16 protein-coding genes are annotated in these 16,822 nt (G+C 67.4%); 4 read left to right on the top strand and 12 right to left on the bottom strand.

Translation table 11 applies throughout. From position 1 onward, the window contains the following. The first annotated feature begins 12 nt into the window (after positions 1 to 12). Both MKK49_RS14700 and MKK49_RS14695 read left to right on the top strand, forming a co-directional pair. Complete coding sequence (locus MKK49_RS14700) at positions 13 to 1,062, top strand: hydantoinase/oxoprolinase family protein (RefSeq protein WP_313899166.1); 1,050 nt, start codon at positions 13 to 15, stop codon at positions 1,060 to 1,062. A gap of 25 nt (positions 1,063 to 1,087) precedes the next feature. Next, complete coding sequence (locus MKK49_RS14695; protein ID WP_244029642.1) at positions 1,088 to 1,288, top strand: hypothetical protein; 201 nt, start codon at positions 1,088 to 1,090, stop codon at positions 1,286 to 1,288. Between the two features lie 7 nt (positions 1,289 to 1,295). Here the strand turns inward: MKK49_RS14695 and MKK49_RS14690 are convergent, their stop codons facing one another. Then, positions 1,296 to 2,375 carry a polyamine ABC transporter substrate-binding protein gene (locus MKK49_RS14690; protein WP_244029759.1) on the bottom strand — a complete coding sequence of 360 codons (1,080 nt, stop codon included), beginning with the start codon at positions 2,373 to 2,375 and terminating at the stop codon, positions 1,296 to 1,298. A gap of 41 nt (positions 2,376 to 2,416) precedes the next feature. Then, a complete protein-coding gene (locus MKK49_RS14685) occupies positions 2,417 to 2,776 on the bottom strand; it encodes a RidA family protein (protein WP_147709357.1) in 360 nt (119 codons plus the stop codon). 223 nt (positions 2,777 to 2,999) lie between these two features. On the opposite strand from MKK49_RS14685, the gene MKK49_RS14680 reads away from it, so the two are divergent. Then, positions 3,000 to 3,266 carry a GlsB/YeaQ/YmgE family stress response membrane protein gene (locus tag MKK49_RS14680; protein WP_244029640.1) on the top strand — a complete coding sequence of 89 codons (267 nt, stop codon included), beginning with the start codon at positions 3,000 to 3,002 and terminating at the stop codon, positions 3,264 to 3,266. 58 nt (positions 3,267 to 3,324) lie between these two features. On the opposite strand, the gene MKK49_RS14675 is transcribed toward MKK49_RS14680, so the two are convergent. Then, complete coding sequence (locus tag MKK49_RS14675) at positions 3,325 to 3,546, bottom strand: DUF2892 domain-containing protein (RefSeq protein WP_244029638.1); 222 nt, start codon at positions 3,544 to 3,546, stop codon at positions 3,325 to 3,327. A 313-nt stretch (positions 3,547 to 3,859) separates the two neighbouring features. Here MKK49_RS14675 and MKK49_RS14670 point away from each other — a divergent pair, with 313 nt between their 5' ends. Further along, a complete protein-coding gene (locus MKK49_RS14670) occupies positions 3,860 to 4,282 on the top strand; it encodes a translation initiation factor 2 (protein WP_244029636.1) in 423 nt (140 codons plus the stop codon). A 181-nt stretch (positions 4,283 to 4,463) separates the two neighbouring features. On the opposite strand, the gene pnp is transcribed toward MKK49_RS14670, so the two are convergent. The 9 genes from pnp to MKK49_RS14625 all read right to left on the bottom strand — a co-directional run bounded on the left by pnp (position 4,464) and on the right by MKK49_RS14625 (position 16,441). Continuing rightward, positions 4,464 to 6,635: a polyribonucleotide nucleotidyltransferase gene (gene pnp, locus MKK49_RS14665; protein WP_244029634.1), complete on the bottom strand. Its 2,172-nt coding sequence runs from the start codon at positions 6,633 to 6,635 to the stop codon at positions 4,464 to 4,466. Between the two features lie 215 nt (positions 6,636 to 6,850). Further along, positions 6,851 to 7,120 carry a 30S ribosomal protein S15 gene (rpsO, locus tag MKK49_RS14660; protein WP_056095323.1) on the bottom strand — a complete coding sequence of 90 codons (270 nt, stop codon included), beginning with the start codon at positions 7,118 to 7,120 and terminating at the stop codon, positions 6,851 to 6,853. A gap of 533 nt (positions 7,121 to 7,653) precedes the next feature. Then, positions 7,654 to 9,477: a TniQ family protein gene (locus MKK49_RS14655; RefSeq protein ID WP_244029632.1), complete on the bottom strand. Its 1,824-nt coding sequence runs from the start codon at positions 9,475 to 9,477 to the stop codon at positions 7,654 to 7,656. After that, positions 9,474 to 10,589: an AAA family ATPase gene (locus MKK49_RS14650; RefSeq protein ID WP_244029631.1), complete on the bottom strand. Its 1,116-nt coding sequence runs from the start codon at positions 10,587 to 10,589 to the stop codon at positions 9,474 to 9,476. The genes MKK49_RS14655 and MKK49_RS14650 overlap by 4 nt, the downstream gene beginning before the upstream one ends. A 5-nt stretch (positions 10,590 to 10,594) precedes the next feature. Further along, a complete protein-coding gene (locus tag MKK49_RS14645) occupies positions 10,595 to 11,194 on the bottom strand; it encodes a Mu transposase C-terminal domain-containing protein (RefSeq protein ID WP_279595540.1) in 600 nt (199 codons plus the stop codon). A 662-nt stretch (positions 11,195 to 11,856) separates the two neighbouring features. After that, entirely contained in the window at positions 11,857 to 12,807 is a 951-nt protein-coding gene (locus MKK49_RS14640; protein ID WP_244029629.1) for a hypothetical protein, read from the bottom strand. Beyond that, positions 12,804 to 13,550 carry a hypothetical protein gene (locus tag MKK49_RS14635; protein ID WP_244029627.1) on the bottom strand — a complete coding sequence of 249 codons (747 nt, stop codon included), beginning with the start codon at positions 13,548 to 13,550 and terminating at the stop codon, positions 12,804 to 12,806. Before MKK49_RS14635 ends, MKK49_RS14640 begins: the two co-directional genes overlap by 4 nt. Before the next feature lie 679 nt (positions 13,551 to 14,229). Beyond that, complete coding sequence (locus tag MKK49_RS14630) at positions 14,230 to 14,487, bottom strand: hypothetical protein (protein ID WP_244029625.1); 258 nt, start codon at positions 14,485 to 14,487, stop codon at positions 14,230 to 14,232. Continuing rightward, positions 14,480 to 16,441 (bottom strand): AAA family ATPase, encoded by a 1,962-nt coding sequence (locus MKK49_RS14625; RefSeq protein ID WP_244029623.1) that lies wholly within the window; start codon positions 16,439 to 16,441, stop codon positions 14,480 to 14,482. The genes MKK49_RS14630 and MKK49_RS14625 overlap by 8 nt, the downstream gene beginning before the upstream one ends. Between the last annotated feature and the right edge of the window lie 381 nt (positions 16,442 to 16,822).

The raw sequence follows: 16,822 nt of genomic DNA, 5'->3' as shown, positions 1-16,822 counted from the left end.
AGGCCCGCTTCCGTGACAGCAGCATCCGCGTCCACGCAAACTCCGGTGATCGGCTGGGATCTCGGCGGGGTCCATGTCAAGGCGGCTCGCATGCGCGACGGCCGGGTCGAGACCGTGGTGCAGGCGCCCTGCCGCCTGTGGCGCGGCCTGCCGGCCCTCGACGAGACCTTTTCGCAGCTGCCCGACTGGGCCCGGGACCCGGCCGACCACGTCGTGACCATGACGGGCGAACTCACCGACTGCTTCGCGGACCGCGCCGACGGCGTGGCGCAGCTCGCCGGCTGGGCCGCCGCCCATCTCGCCGGGTCCGTGCGGATCTACGGCGGTCGCGCCGGTCTCGTCGCGCCGGAGCATGCCCGTGCGGCCGCCGCCGACATCGCGTCGGCCAACTGGCACGCCACCGCCGCCCTCGTCGGCCGGTACCGCGCGCACGCGCTTCTGGTCGATATCGGGTCGACCACCGCCGACCTCATCCCCGTGGTCGGCGGCCGCCCGGCGGCCACGGGCTACAGCGACGCCGAGCGCCTGGAGACGGGCGAACTCGTCTACACGGGGGTGGTGCGCTCCCATCTCATCGCGCTCGCCGACCACGCCCCGTTCCGGGGCCGCCGCACCCGGCTCATGGCCGAGACCTTCGCCACCATGGCGGACGTCTACCGCATCACCGGCGACCTGGCCGCGGGCGCCGATCAGCAATCCAGCGCCGACGGCAAGGGCAAGTCCCTGGCCGAGAGCGAGATCCGGCTGGCCCGCATCATCGGCCGCGACCACGGCGAGGGGACATCGGCCGACTGGCTGGCCCTCGCCACCCATTTCGCGGAGGCGCAGCTGCGCCCCCTGCACGACGCGGCAGCTCTCCTGCTCTCGCGCGACGACCTGCCGGCTGAGGCGCCCCTGGTCGTGTGCGGGGCCGGACGCTTCCTCGCCGAGCGCCTGGCGGCGCGCCTCGGCCGTCCGGCCCTCGCGCTCACCGACCTCATCGCCGACCATCTGCCCCGGACCGGGGCCGATTGGGCCTCCACCTGCGGCCCGGCCGTGGCCGTCGCCCTCCTCGCCCGATAGATCTCAGCGTCCCACGGAGCCCGCCATGAGCGCCACCCACCGCCTCGCCCGCATCCTCGCCGCCCGCTCGGGCGAGGACATCGAGCTCGCCTTCGCCACGCAGGACGGCCAGACCCTCAAGGTCCTGGCGACCTCCGATCAGATCGACCGGCTGGTGGACGAACTCGAGGATATCCTGAACTCGCCGGTCGGCCCGGAGGCCGACGAGCCGCCCGCCGTGGCGTGACCCGGCCTCAGCGCCCCGTGCGCACCCGGGTCCAGGCCCGGGTGACGAAGCGCTGGGTACGGTCGTCCCAGGCGGTGTTGACGAACAGGCGCTGCAGCGTCGCGTCGTCCGGGTAGATGCCGGGATTCCCCAGGATCTCCGCCTTGACGAACTTCTTCGCCGCCGCGTTGCCGCTGGCGTAGGAGACGAAGTTGGTGTTGGCCGCCGCCACTTCGGGCCGCATCATGTAGTCGATGAACGTGTGGGCCTCGGCCGCGTGGGGGGCGTCCTTCGGGATCGCGAAGGCGTCGAACCACATGAGTGCGCCCTCGCGGGGCACGTAATAGGCGATCTCGACGTCGTTCTTGGCTTCCTCGGCGCGTCTCTTCGCCTGCATCACGTCGCCGGAATAGCCGACCGCGAGGCACAGGTCGCCGTTGGCGAGACCGTTGATGTATTCCGACGAGTGGAACTTGCGCACGGCGCCGCGCACCTTGAACAGGGCGTCGGTGACCTGGGTGATGTCGTCCCAGCGCTTGGTGTCGGGCTTGAGCCCGTAGGCCGGCAGCAGGCTCGGGATCAGGTCCTCGGGCGAATCGAGGAGCATGACCCCGCAATCCTTGAGCTTGTTCAGGAGGCCGCCGTTGAGGACGAGATTCCAGGTGTTGAGGGGCTGAGCCGCGCCGAGGCGCTCGCGCACTAGGCCGAGATTCACCCCGATCCCGGTGGTGCCCCACATGTAGTCCACGGCGTAGGCGTTGCCGGGATCGTAGGTGGCGAGCCGCCCTGCGATCTCGGGCCAGGCATGGACGAGGTTGGGGATCTTCGCCTTGTCGAGGGGCTGAAACACCTGCGCCCGGATCAGGCGCTGCAGGAACGGCCCCGACGGCACCACGAGGTCGTAGCCCGAGCGACCCGCGAGCAGCTTGGTCTCCAGGATCTCGTTGTTGTCGTAGGTGTCGTACACGACCTTGATGCCCGTCTCCTTGGTGAAGGCGTCGAGCATTTTCGGGTCGATGTAGTCCGACCAGTTGTAGATGTTGATCACGCGCTCGGGGGGCGCGGTCTGCGCGCGCGCGGGGGCGCCCCAGCCGAGGGCCAGGGCCAGGAACGCCCCGACGACGCGGCCGGGGCGGGCGCGCGCGCGGATCACGCGGCGGCCTTGACGGCGACGACGACGATCTCGACGAGGTATTCGGGGCCGGCGAGGCGCGCTTCCACCGTGGCGCGGGCCGGCTTGTTGTCGGGCGAGACCCACGGCTCCCACGCCGCATTCATCTCCGCGAAGGTCGCGATGTCGGAGAGATAGATCGTCGCCTGCAGGATGCGGCTCTTGTCGCTGCCGGCAAGCGCCAGGAGCCGGTCGATGGTGTCGAGGATCTCCTGCGTCTGCGCGGTGACGCCGGCGCCGACGGTGGTGTTGGCCGTCTGGCCGGCGAGGTAGACCATGTCGCCATAGGTGACGGCCTGGCTCATGCGCGGGCCGGATTCGAAGCGCTGGATCGTCATGCTGAGCGTGATGCCTCTCGCGGCCCGTCCATCGCGGGCCATGGGCGAGCGTTGTGCCGCGTCGCGGGGGCGACCGTAAAGGGGGCGATGCGCCCCGTGTTGCGCCGTTGCGACAATCTTGCCACTCCCGGCGCAACCAGTGCTGCGGTGCGGCGTTTCATGATCACAAAACGGCCAAGTCTGGACCACCGCGTCAGGATCGCCGCGTAGCGAGGACCAATCCATGGGTATCATCTGGACCATCATCATCGGCTTCGTCGCCGGTGTCGTCGCCAAGTTCATCATGCCGGGCGACAAGGAGCCCGCGGGCTTCATCATGACGACGATCCTCGGCATCGTTGGCGCCTTCGTCGCCACGTTCCTCGGTCAGGCCCTCGGCTGGTACGGTCCGAACCAGGGTGCCGGCTTCATCGGCGCCGTGGTCGGCGCCATCGTGGTGCTCGCCATCTACGGCTTCGTCGCCGGCCGCCGCACCACCAACACCTTCTGATCCGAGCCCTTCGGGGCCGGAACGGGAAAGGGGCGCCCTCGGGCGCCCCTTTTTTCGTTCAGGCCGTGTGGCTCACCTGCTTGATCGGGCAATGGCCCGTGGCGCCCCGGATGGCGAGGCCGGCGCCGATGATGAGGGCGGCCAGGCTCAGGAACTTGTTCGGGCGCGGCTGGGCGGCGGCGGCGGCGATGCCGAGGCCGAGCACCACGGACACCGCCCGCTCGGTGGTGGTCAGGTTGGTCTCACCCTCGAAGAGGCTCGGGATCATCGGGTCGGACATTCTGGAACGGACTCCTGTGACGTGTTCATATCGCGTCGCGAGGCGAACGCCGCGTGAGGGCTGGCGTTCCGATGTCGTACGGCGATGATGCGTGGGACCGAGCCCGTGGCAGGCCGGTGCGATGGCCGAAGCCCGCCCCGGTCCACCGGACGGCCGGAGACGCACGCCATCGAAGTGCAATCGATGCGCTAAATTCCTGAAGAAATACCCGCACAGGCTGCAAAAAAGTCTTGTCGTCGCCCCGGGGCGTCCCCAAAAGCGCCTGCGCCGTCGGAGAATGCGGCAGGGGGCGAGATCGATGAAGATTTTTTGCATGACCGTCGCGGTGCTGTGCGCCGCGAGCGTCGGCGGATGCGGAAGCATCACGCGCGGCACCACCGAGAAGATGGCCTTCCTCTCCGAGCCTCCGGGCGCGGCGATGACCACCACGAAGGGTTATGCCTGTCCGGCGACTCCGTGCTCCCTCGACGTGGAGCGCGCGGACGAGTTCGACGCGACCTTCGTCAAGCCGGGCTACCAGCCGGCCGTGGTGCCCGTGCGCACCAAGGTGGTGGGCGCCGGAGCGGCCGGGATGGCCGGGAACGTACTCGCCGGCGGCCTCATCGGCGTCGGCGTCGATGCCTATACCGGGGCGGCCCTCGACCACACGCCCAACCCCGTCAGCGTGACCCTGGTACCCGACGCCCTCCCGAGCGCCGCGCGCGCCCGGCGCCGGCGGGGCCAGCCGGGGGTCTGAGCGCCGCTCGCGGAGCGCCCCGCCGTTGTGCCGGAACTCGCGGTGACCGCGTGTCTCGCGCACCCTCCGATCCCGGGATCGGCGGACGCAGATGCAAGAAGGGCGCGTCTCCCCGCGGAGCCGCGCCCTTCTGTTTCTGATTGCGGCCGGGTGCGCCGTCGAGCGCCCCGGCCCAGCCGACTCAGGCGTCCTGGCGCGGGCCGCGGGCGCGGTCCTGCTCGGCGTTCCGCTCGGCCTTGAGCTTCTCGGTCAGGTCCTCGCCGGTCTCCTGGTCGACGACCTTCATGGAGAGGCGGATCTTGCCGCGGTCGTCGGCACCGAGGAACTTGACCTTCACCTTCTGGCCGTCCTTGACCACGTCCGTCACCTTGGCGACGCGCTGGGCGGCGAGTTCCGAGATGTGGACGAGGCCGTCCTTGGCGCCGAAGAAGTTCACGAAGGCGCCGAACTCCATGCACTTCACGACGGTGCCGTCGTAGATCATGCCGACCTCGGCTTCCGCCACGATCGAGCGGATCCAGTTGTAGGCCGCCTTGATGGCCTTGCCGTCGGCGGACGCGATCTTCACCGTGCCGGTGTCGTCGATATTGATCTTGGCGCCGGTCTTCTCGACGATCTCGCGGATCACCTTGCCGCCGGTGCCAATCACTTCCCGGATCTTGTCGGTGGGGATCTGCATGGTCTCGATGCGCGGCGCGTACTCGCCGAGCTCGGGACGGGCGTCGGTCAGGGCCTTGGCCATCTCGCCCAGGATGTGGACGCGGCCTTCCTGCGCCTGATGCAGGGCGACCTTCATGATCTCCTCGGTGATGCCCGCGATCTTGATGTCCATCTGCAGCGAGGTGATGCCGGCTTCCGTGCCCGCCACCTTGAAATCCATGTCGCCGAGGTGATCCTCGTCGCCGAGGATGTCGGACAGCACCGCGTAGCGCTCACCCTCGAGGATGAGGCCCATGGCGATGCCCGCCACCGGACGGCGCAGGGGCACGCCCGCATCCATCAGCGACAGCGAGGCGCCGCAGACGGAGGCCATGGAGGACGAGCCGTTGGACTCGGTGATCTCGGACACGACGCGGATCGTGTACGGGAACTCGTGGGCCGGGGGCAGGATCGGGTGGATGGCGCGCCAGGCGAGCTTGCCGTGGCCGATCTCGCGGCGGCCCGGGGAGCCCATGCGGCCGGTCTCGCCCACCGAATAGGGGGGGAAGTTGTAGTGCAGCAGGAAGGTCTCCTTGTAGGTGCCTTCCAGGGCGTCGATGAACTGCTCGTCCTCGCCGGTGCCGAGGGTGGCGACCACGAGGGCCTGGGTCTCGCCGCGGGTGAACAGCGAGGAGCCGTGGGCGCGCGGCAGCACGCCGACCTGGGACTCGATGGGGCGCACGGTGCGCACATCGCGTCCGTCGATGCGCGAACCGGTGTCGAGGATGTTCCAGCGCACGACCTTCGACTGCGCTTCCTTGAACGCGGCCTTGACCTTCTCAGGCGCGAACTTCTGCTCGCCCTCGGCCGGGCAGAGCGCCGCGACCACCTTCGCCTTCACGGCGTCGACGGCCTTGTAGCGCTCCTGCTTGATCGTGTTCTTGTAGGCCTCGCGGAGTTCGGCCTCGCAGACGCCGAGCACGGCGGCCTCGACGTCGCCGTTCTCGGGCGCGGCGAAGTTGCGGGGCTCCTTGGCGGCCTTCTCGGCCAGGCGCACGATGGCCTCGATGACCGGCTGGAAGTGCTTGTGGCCGAACATCACGGCGCCGAGCAGAACCTCTTCGCTCAGCTCCTTGGCCTCGGACTCGACCATCAGCACGGCGTCGGTGGTGCCGGCGACGACGAGGTCGAGGGAGGAGGCCTCGAGATCGGCGACGAGGGGGTTCAGGGAGTACTGGCCGTTGGCGTAGCCGACGCGGGCGGCGCCGATGGGGCCCATGAACGGCACGCCCGAGAGGGTGAGCGCAGCCGACGCCGCCACCATGGCGAGGATGTCGGGATCGTTCTCGAGGTCGTGGGTCAGGACGGTGACCACCACCTGCGTGTCGTTGCGCCAGCCCTCGACGAAGAGGGGGCGGATCGGACGGTCGATGAGGCGGGAGACCAGGGTCTCCTTCTCGGACGGACGGCCCTCGCGCTTGAAGTAGCCGCCGGGGATGCGGCCGGCGGCGTAGGCACGCTCCTGGTAGTTCACGGTGAGCGGCAGGAAGTCGATGCCGGCCTTGGGCTCCTTGCCCGAGACGACGGTGGCGAGCACCGAGGTCTCGCCATACGTCGCCATCACGGCGCCGTCGGCCTGACGGGCGACCTTGCCCGTCTCGAGGACGAGCTTGCGGTCGCCCCACATCAGCTCTTCACGTTGTACGTCGAACATATCTTTTCCTTGCCATCATGCGGTCGGGCGAACCCGGCGCCGCCAGGGGCAAGACGGCAAGGGGCTTTTTCGATGTCCGAAAAGCCCCTTGCGATCCTGTCCCCGACCGGCACGCCTCCAAGTCGCCCGGGTTTTGGGAGGCCGGACCCATTCCGGCAGCCCGATCCATGGAAACGCGGCCCCGGGCCGGGCCCGGAACCGCGTCAGATGCCGGTTTAGCGGCGGATGCCGAGGCGCTCGATGAGACCGCGGTAGCGGGCCTCATCCTTGCCCTTGACGTAGTCGAGCAGCGAGCGGCGCTGCGAGACCATCTTCAGGAGGCCGCGGCGGGAATGGTTGTCCTTGCCGTGGGTCTTGAAGTGGCCGGTGAGGTTGGTGATCCGCTCGGTGAGGATCGCCACCTGGACCTCCGGGGACCCGGTGTCCTTGCCGCCCGTCGCGTATTCCTTGATGAGCGCGGTCTTGCGCTCTGCCGAGATCGACATCGCATGTCCCTTTCGGTGGGGTTTTCGGATCGTGCGAGCCCCGACGAGGCGGGGGGATCGCGAACACTCGCGGGAGGCCGGTGCCGGGATGTCGTCCAGCACGGTCAGTCCACAAGCAGCTTGTGCCCCGGCCCCGTTCACACGGGTCGAAGCGCGCGGACCATACACGAAAGCGCGGACCATGCCACCCCTGCGGGCGGTGACATCCTACGGCGTCCTTGCGCCCGACCCGCTTCGCGAAACGCCGCCTTCGGAGGGCCGGACCGTCCAGGCGATCGAGGCCTGAAGACGGCCCGCGAAGTCCCCGGACACCCCGTGGACCCCTTGCTGCCACGCCACCATAAAGTTAGCAAAAACACCCGGCCCAAGTCATTGATTTCGTTGGGCGCAACTTTGCATGCACAAGGTTACATGGCACTCAGTGGAAGTCATATATGGCATTCTGGATTGAAATGAATCTTATGGACCGCTCATGCAAAAGGCCCCGGGGGTCAGCCGGGGCCTTTTGCATGAGCGAGTTTAGCGGGATCAGCCTAAGACGTTATTTTGATGAATGTACCCATATTTCCTGAACGATCTAACCGAATGATTTTTGCTCCAGATTTTTTTAAACGATCAATCCTGCTGTAAGGGTTCGGATCCGAGTAGCAAATCAAACTGCATTCACTGGCGTAATTATCCGAAAACTCCTGAAAAGATCTTTTCGAAATAACTTTCACCGCACGGCGACTGGCAGCATCGACAGCACGTTCGATTACCAGAATGCCCAGTTCGATCAGTTTCAACAGCGCCCCCGGTTTCACTTTCAACTCGGCCCGGGCTTCCGGAAGTGTCGGTCCCAGGAACGTATGTTCGTGGACAAGGGCCGCGACCTCACTGGAACTGACCAGGATCGACAGGATACCGTCTTCGCCGGGTTTGCGCCCGACCATGGCGAGCCGCTGGCCCAGGAGCAGGTGGATCACCTCGACTTCCGTACAGGTCCCCTCGATGGCGGCCTCGGCGATACCGACCATGTCCTCAGGAAATTCCTGAACGGGGGCTGCCGCAGCGAGCAGGCGCGAGAGGAATACGTCGAGCTCTACAGCCTCGAAAGCGTGTCGCCATCCGCCACGGGCGGTAGGCTGTGCGGGGCGCACGAAACCGTGGGCCACGAGCGATTGGAACAGGGGCATGCCGCAGTCGAGGCGGTCCATTGCCTCGTGCTGATCGAGCCCCGGCGATGCCTCGGTTGCCGACAGGCTGCATGTAGGGGGCGCGAGGGTGGCCTGGTGATGCTTCATGGCGTCGATCTCGATGAGAGGCGCGGTAGGAAGGAGCCGGCGGCGCCGACTGGGGGCCCCCTGGAGGTCCAGGGACGCTACGCTGCCGGGGAGGGTGATCCAGTGTCCCGGATGAACCCGCCTCGGTTTGTCCACGACATCGGCGGGCGGGCCCGCATCGAGAATATCCCCGATCAGATTTTGGAGGACGTCGTAGGACGCGTCACGCTTGTGACGGGCCAGCCAGCTTCGGAGATCGCCCATCGGCGAGCGCGGGCTCGCACTCACGGAGCGCCCGTAGGGATAGGCTCGCTGAAGCTCGTTCAGGAAGGCCCTGATCCCGGTACCGCCCAGGCCGGCGATGGCGATGCCCGCGGCGCCGGCGAGATGCCAATCGCCCTCATCGAGGCGTTCGAAGAAGAGCCCCCGACCGTGAATCGAAAGCGCGCCGATCACTTCGCAGAACCGGGCGGCGACGTGCAACTCAAGCGCGTCGAGAAACGGAGCATTGCCGAGGTGGCCATCCAGGCGCGTGAGCACGTACTGCTCAAGCTCTGACGTCGGCCGCCTGTCGGCTTCCCGTTCGAGCGCGTCGAGGCGCCCCATGTGGGGGCACAGCACCGCGGTGAAATCCTGATCCGCAACGAAATCGCCGGCACCGAGGTCGACCAGTCCCAGTTCGTAGATCGGGCAGGTCCGGATAGTCCTGACCTTCCAGATCAGCCTGTCGTAGGCTGCGACGTGGTGCGAGAAGCTGGATTCCGCGATGTCCGCCCGGAGGCAGGCCGGACAGACGTGGAAGTCCTTCCTCCGGAGAGACGACGGCGGAATGCGGTGGCCGCGGATGGAAAAGCCGCCAGGCACCTTCCGCAGGCTTGCTGCCTCCAAGGCGGCCGCTGGGACGGCGGAGACCTGTGCCAAGCGGGCCAATTCGGACGGCTCGCCATACAGGATCGGTCCCCGCGCCAAGCCGATGTCGGCGCAGAAGTGCCTCATGTGAGGGATCCCGTTGCGGGCGGCGAGGCGCGACAGGAAGCCGGGCGTGCTTTCCCCGGGCATCAGCGGAATGGTCAGGGTGAGCGGGGTGCCTGTCATGCGATGCCCCCCAGCTTGCGCTTGCGCGGCTTGCGGGTCGGCGCCGCCTCGGGCTCCAAGGGTTCCTTCCTCGCGAGCACCCGGGTGACGTCGATGGCGGCGTAATCGGGTGCCAGGTAGGGGTTCCACGGCGCGAAGGATCCCGTCCGGAACGCGTAGGCATCCGCGAAGTGCGTCAGATCGAGCGTGGGCTCCCCCTTCCTCGGGGCGGAGCCGATGGCGTTCTTCCTGAGGGCGAAGCGGATGGCGTTGTGGATCTCCTCGATGGTGATGCCGAGGAGGTAGCAGCCCGCATGGACGAGCCTGGGCACGATGGTCTGTTGGACGTCGCCGCCGACGTTGAGGCCGGCGATGTCGGCAAGCGCCACCACGGTCGCCCCGACGAGTTCGTTGTCGGCGGGCACGGTGAGACGCTCGAAGGTCTGCCAATAGCCACGTCGGACGAGTTGGCGGTCGGGATGGAGGAAATCCTCGATCCCGGGCAGCCCCGTGATGATCAGGCCGATGGGATGGACCTCGTCCACGAGCAGCGCCTTCCAGAGGTTGCGCAGCTTGATTCGCTCGTCGACGTTGATGGCCAGCGGGGCGTCCTGGCCCTCGTCGAGATGCAGGACCAGGACCCCCAGCGCCTGAAGTCGACGGCGCACGATGCCCCAGACCGCGGGGCCGGGGAGATGGGAGCGCGCCAGCTGATAGCGGGTCGCCCAGAGGACGGCCCGGCCGAGTTCGCCGACGCCGCAGGGAGAGGGGACGCGGACGGTAAGCACCGGACAGTGCGCATTCGCGATGCCGTATCCGGGTGCGTAGGGGCTGTTCTTGAACAGCCTGCGCATCGCCGTGGTCTTGCCCGCGCCGCTTTCGCCGATGACCACCATGATGTTGCCTTCGAGACGCTCCGCACGCTCCTCTGAAGTCTCGGGATGGTCGGGCTCCCTGCGTTCGACCAGATCCTCCATCAGGCAGTCGAAATGCTGCTCGATAAGGGCATCGCGGTCGGTGCGGACGTAGGCGTGCCGGACATTCTCCATGAGCCGCGACCGTCGCCGCACCTCGGGGGGCATGATGTCACGGATCGCGGCCGCGGGATCGTGAGTGAATTCCTGGCTGGACATGACCGCTACCTCTCGACGGTGAACTTGCTCGAACCCGTCCCCAAAGAGGGCAGGTGGTCGGGCCCGGTGACGGGAATGCCGCCATCGAGGGGATCCGGGCGCTTTCCGACGTCCCCCGGTGCAGCCTTGTCGGGCATGGTCCAGCCCAGCATGACCTCGCGCTCGGCGATGAGGACATCCTCCGCTGTCGGCGGCAGCGCCGAGATGCCGGCCCTGGCCATGGCCTGCTTGGTCAGGAGGTTGGCGGCACGGATGGCGGCATGGACCACCCCCTCGGTGATCACGGCCCCGGCGGCGTGCTTGGATGCGAGATCACGGGAGGTCCGGATCCAGGCCTCCATGGTGACGTCTTCGAAACCCTCGCGGGTGCAGGAGGCGACGTGCCAGGCGTTGCCGATGCGGACGGAGATCTCCGCCATGTCTTCCGGGTCGAGCTTGACCTCCATGTCCACGAACCCGTGGTCGAGGAAGTGGTCCTTGAGGGGCTCGCACCAGTACCAGAGACCCATGACCCGGATGCCGCCGTTGCCCAGCTTGCGGCTCAGGGGGATGCCGAAGATGGAGCGGACCTTGTTCCGGTCGGGCGCCGGCTGGAGGCCGTACATCCGCGTGAGCCGGTTCCATGCGTCGTGCGGCGTCTCACCGGCGAGGCCGTCGTGCGGGCTTCCGTGATACGCGTCGACGATCCAGCGGGTGAGGAGAGCGGCCAACTCCGGCGTCTCAATGCACGTGCGGCCTTCCTTGTCGTATTCGCCGAGGGCCACGACGTTGTGGAAGGTCTTGCCCGGAAGGCGAGCCACCGACTGCGTGCTGAGCGTATGGTAGAAGCTCTCCTTCGTTCCCCGAAGCGACGGCACGCCGCCCGACGGGAAGTCCGGTGAATGGCCGAGCAGCGCCACCGCGTTGATGAACTCGAAGTTGTTGAACTGCGGTCCTCCATCGAGGTTCAGGCTTTCGAAGCTCGCATGGTGGTCCCACGGCAGCGTTGCGCCCGAGGCATGGGCGAACGCGCGCTTATCGGTGACCGCCATCCGCAGCACAGCGAGCGCCGCGGCGACGCTGGGCGTCTCGGACAGGCATGCACCGACGATGACCTTGCTGGCCACGTCGATGGCCGAGCAGAAATGCATCCGCCCGATCTCCCTGCGAACCTTGTTGCTGAGGCGGTCCCACAGCCCCCGGGCGGTGAGGAGCGACTGGAGGTCGACCAGCCAGCTATCCATTTCGAGGCGTTCGTAGGGACGCACGACCGTGACGCCGGAGGTGATCACGGCGAACCGGCGCTTGGCCTTCTCGATGCCGTAGCGGCCGGCATAGACGTGGAACTTGCCCAGACCCGCGATGTACAGGCCAAGCGCCTTGCGAGACGGGCACGTAACCTTCTCGGACTTCGGTCGGTCCAGGTTGTATCCGTCGATGTCGGCCGCGAGGTCGCGATAGAGGTCCGCGATCCTCGGACGCTCCGCGGTAGCGTAACGATTGCCGTGCAGGACCATGAGCCGGAGAGCCTCCCCGACGATCTTGGGAGTGCGGCAGCCGCTGCGATAGCGACCGTCTCGCGCAAGCTTGCGGGCCTGGTCCCGAGCTTTTCCAGCAGCTTCAGCCAGCGAAGGAGGGAACGGTCGCTCGGCGGCTCCCTCAGCTCCATCACTACCTTGTTCCCGACGTAGGCCTTGCGCTTGGCCGCGGCGCGGGCCCTGCGCTTGGCCAAGTTGCGGGACTTGGACGAAGCTCCGCCGGTGCCGGACTTGGGCGCGCGCTTGGTCCCCTTGGGCACCAAGGCGACGTCCAGCAGCCGGATCGCCTTGGTGTTCTCGGCGATGGCCTGCTTCAAGGACTCGGGGGTCCGATTGTACGTGCCGGCCTTCTCCTGGCGCAGGAAGCGAATGCAGTGCTCCCACTTAAAGACCACGTCCGAGAGTTCCTTCGCGGCGAGGTCGTCGAGGTTTTCCAGGCCGGTCGCGAGCCGCGACCGTGCGCTCTGGGGAGCGAACCAGTCGGGATCGACCGCCCAGTCCCGGCGCTTGCTCAGGTGCCAGATCTCCTCGTGGGAGAACTCCTGCGCCAGGTCCGGGGCGTCGATCCGATGGAAGACATGGCCGCCCGGGGCCGCGAGGGGATTGCCGTACTCGACGTCACCGATGCGGATGCGGTCGTACCGGCCGAACCGCAGCATGGGGATCCGCGGCTGATGGGGGATGTTGGACATGTCGTTCACGACTGGACCTCCAAGTTGGAGACCAGGGCGACCCGGGTCTCGTATCCGATGCGGGAGTGGTCGACGACGCGCAGGGTGCCGTCGTCGATGAGGCGCACGACGGCGCGAAAGCCACGGCCTTCGAGGCCGCTGGCAGCGACCAGGCACCCCACGGTGGTGGTGCCGATGAGCGTGCTGACGATGTCCCTGACGGAAGCGTCGTAGTCGGTGGCTCCGTCGGCGCGCACGCTGTGGATCAGCTTGGCGTCATGGACGGCGCTCCGGGACGCGTCGGCATCCGTCATCAGGATGACGCGGTCTGCGACCGAACGCGGGACCTGGGCGGCGATGAGACGGAGCTGATCCTCGAACTCGGGATGACGCTCGATCCACTCCAGCTTCTTGACGGCGATCAGGCCTCTGTCGCCATTCCGGCGCACCGCCTTGAAGTCGAAGTAGTGCTTTCGCGGCAGCCCATCCTCGTCGAGGAAACGCACAGGCTCGACCTGCTCCGTCACCTCGACGACGTCGGGCCGGGCCAGGAGCACGAGCAAGACCCGGCGCTCGATGTCGCTCTCGTAGGTGACGATACGGGGGACTTCGCCGCGGGTGACGAGCGCGCCGCGGAGCGAGCCCTTCCTCGGGACGACGATCCTGCGAGAGGCGTCGGAGATCCGGGGAGGGATGAAGGGCGGCGGCATGGAACGGCCGCCCGCATTCGGGCCAGCGTCGCTGGCCCGCTCAATGGTGTCGATGGTGGTCATTTTCGGTCTTACCCAGTCTGGGCGAGGCCGTGGTCAGGCGCAGCGATGGGCGGGCACTTGCTTTCGGCGTTCAGGCGTGCACGATCGCTGCGTGACCCGGCACTCACGGGTCTCGTCTGCCGACCGTGAGGTCGGCGGTGAAGACGTCGCCACCGCGTTGGCTTCGCGGGCATCGGCGGGACGACGTCAGGATCAGCGGGCGCTTCGAGGTTTCCCCCTCTTGGCGCCCGTTTTCGTTCAGCGGCTCTTTTTCATCGTTCTCATCTCGTTTCTCCGGATCGCATGGGGCGGAAGCCTTTCCCCTTGACCTGGGGCGAGATTTCCTGGCCGCCCCCACAAACATCCATGAATTGAGGAATGCAGTCCAGGCACGGCGGAAAAGTGGGACATCGGAACCAGCCGAAAAAGCTGTTTGTTTTCAACAAATCCAAGGATTGAATAGCTAATCCATAGATTTTGCCGGACGCCTATTTAATTCCCATTATGGAATATATACCTTGTCGTTGGCCACGGTCCGTTTTCGCGAGAAAACAGCTGCGGTCAAAGACTTGGCGATGGCGCGCGGTCGCAACCGAGCGCGAAACGCCCGCCAAAAAGTTATCCACAGCAAGCGCCGAAGATTCTGCAGGGACACGGTTTTCGGCCCGGCAAATAGGCCTTCCCGGTCCGGCATCGGCCATCACAGACGATCATTGTCGCCTCCAGGGGCGCGTGCCTGGCCGGCTGTTTCGCGAAGCGGTTGACGCGCCGGAAGGCTGATCACGTTTCCGACCGGGCGCAGCCGAGCGTGGCGCAGGGCGACACGCTCGGCCTCGATATGGGCCGCGACGCCGACGCCGATGACGGCCCGCTCAACGGCATCCTGATAGACGTTTTCGCCGAGTTCGCGCCGAACGGTGACGAGGCGCTCCAGCAGGTCGAGGACGGCCTCATCCATGGCTCACCCCCATGGTGCTGGCGACGAACCGATCCAGGGCAGCCTCGTAATCCCCGACCAGGCGGAGGAAGGCGGGGGCCTCGACGATGCGGGTCTTCATTAAGAGCCGCGCAAGGTCCTCGATCAGGCTTCGGTGGCGCCGGACGCAGGCCAGCGTGTCGGCGTAGAGGCGCGCCAAGTCACCCTCGACCGCCTTTCTCAGGGCGGCATCGAAGTCGAGAAGGCCCGAGGCCCGGTCGACATGGGACCTGTGGAGCAGGCTGTCGCCCAGACCGTAGGACGTACGGATCGCCGTGGCGATGCCGGTCGCCTGCGCAAGGTCGTGGTGGGCGCCCGTGGTCGGTCCCAGCCCGAACTCCTCCTCGCCGGCACGGCCGGCCAATGCCGCCATGATCCTGGCGTCGAGGGTCTCCTTCGACATGACAGCCGACCCGTGATCGTCCAGTTCGGTCGTGCCGCCCATCTGGCCGGTTGCGACGATGGTGACCCGGCGTATCCGGCCTCCCCCCATCATATGCGCCACCACGGAATGCGCGGATTCATGGACGGCACACCGATATCGGTCGGCTTCGGAGCGGTCGTCGGCCGGCAGGACTGCCTCCAGAAGGTCGCCGATCCGAAGGGAGCGGCCCGCGAGCCTCGCCGTCCGTCGCGCCTGGGCGATCCAGGCGGTGACGTCGGCGCCCGTGCTTCCGACGCCAGCGGCCGCGACACCGGTCAGGTCGATGCCGGCGAGGTCGTCGCCCAAGTGTTGGCGTAGGATCCCGGCGATGCCGGCGGCATCCGGCCTGCGGACGTGGATGAGGCGTCCCAGGCGGCCCGGCCTAAGCAGGGCCGGATCCAGGCGGTCGGGAAAGTTCGTGCACCCAATGAGGATGACGCGCGATCCAGGGGCGGCCGTGGTCTCGACGGCGCGTAGGTAGGCGGCCTGCAACGGCATCCAATACGTGCTGTCCCGGTCGCTCGATGCGGCCTTACGCCCAGGCATACCATCCAGCTCATCGAGGACGAGGACGCACCCGTTTCCGCCGTGGGACCGTGCGGCCGCGAAGGCCTCGGTCATCGCCGCCAAGGTCTTGTCCAGGTACCCCGAGCCCTCGAACCATGCCGCCACGCTGGTTTCCAGAAGTGGGAGCCCGGTGCTGACGGAAAGGCTGTGCGCTAGGCTGGTCTTGCCCACGCCGGGGTCGCCGAACACGACCACGGACTTGTCCGCTTGGGCCCAGAAGTCGGCCGGAGCCATGGTTCGATAGTCGTCGACCAGGCGTCGGGCCCATACGCCGGCTTCGCCCTGGCCATGCAACTCATGGACCGGTGGGACGCGGCGAAGGTTGGCACCCGGAGACGACTTCGCTGCGATGGCGCGTTCGAGGCGCCGGACGCATCCGGCCGGCCCGCCGATGCCGTTCCTGAGGGCGGATGCGATGTCGGGCAGATCCAGGATCTCGACCTGGGCCGGAACACGCCGGGCGGCCTTCCCGGTGAGCTTGCGGATGGCGGTGGAGACCATGGCCGCGGTCGGCCGGTTCAGCCTGATGCGCAGGTCGGCGGCGGCGATGAACGCCGGCGGGACATGCGCATCCGGGGCGTGGCAAACCACGACGACGCGCTGGCCGGAAGCGATCACGTCAGCGAGTTCGGCCGCCCCGTCGGTGGGCTTGCGAGTGCGGCCCATGCCGTCCCGCGCGTCGGTCATGCCCCAGTCGAAGGCCAGGCACAGCGCGCTGCGGACCTGCAGGACCCAGGCTGCGGTCGGGGGCTCGACGAGCACCGCGAGCCCGCGCTCGTTCTGGAGGCGCTTCCGTGTCGCCCTCGTCAGGGCCTTCTCAAGGATGAGGCTGGCGAGCACCTTCGAGGGGTTTTCGCGATGCTCGACCGTGGGGATGTCGAGGTCTTCATTGCCGAGGAACGCCTCGGCGGTTTCGGGATCGGACTTTCGTGGGCGTCTGGTCATGGCTGCCTCCACGCGGGGGCAGCCGGTCGCGCTGGTGGCGACGGGTCAGCCCATGGCGGGTGTCGGAAAGGCGCGAGCGCGCCCGGGACAGGTCGCGACAGGGGTGGTGCCCTGCCGGGAGGCATCTAATTTTCGGAGGGGCAAACGCATTGTGGTTATGGGGAGGGATCCAAAGGCTCGACCTCCCAAGGCTCATGATCGCAGGGATCAGGCCGGGGTGTCGTTAACTCAAAAAGGGCTGTGGCCTGCCCCCGTTCGGTGGCCCATGTTCGAAGTTAGTGCATCGTCGGTCGCGTGACGATGGCAGGGCGAGCGGACGGCACTGATCCGCTCGGTTCGGTTGGCCAGATGAGGACCTCTGGCGCAGGCGGCTGGTAGCCG

Origin of the sequence: Methylobacterium sp. J-090 (assembly GCF_022829345.1) — a bacterium.
Lineage (GTDB): Bacteria > Pseudomonadota > Alphaproteobacteria > Rhizobiales > Beijerinckiaceae > Methylobacterium.
Note: the sequence above shows the minus strand (reverse complement) of the source record. Positions and strands in the feature narration are given on the sequence as shown.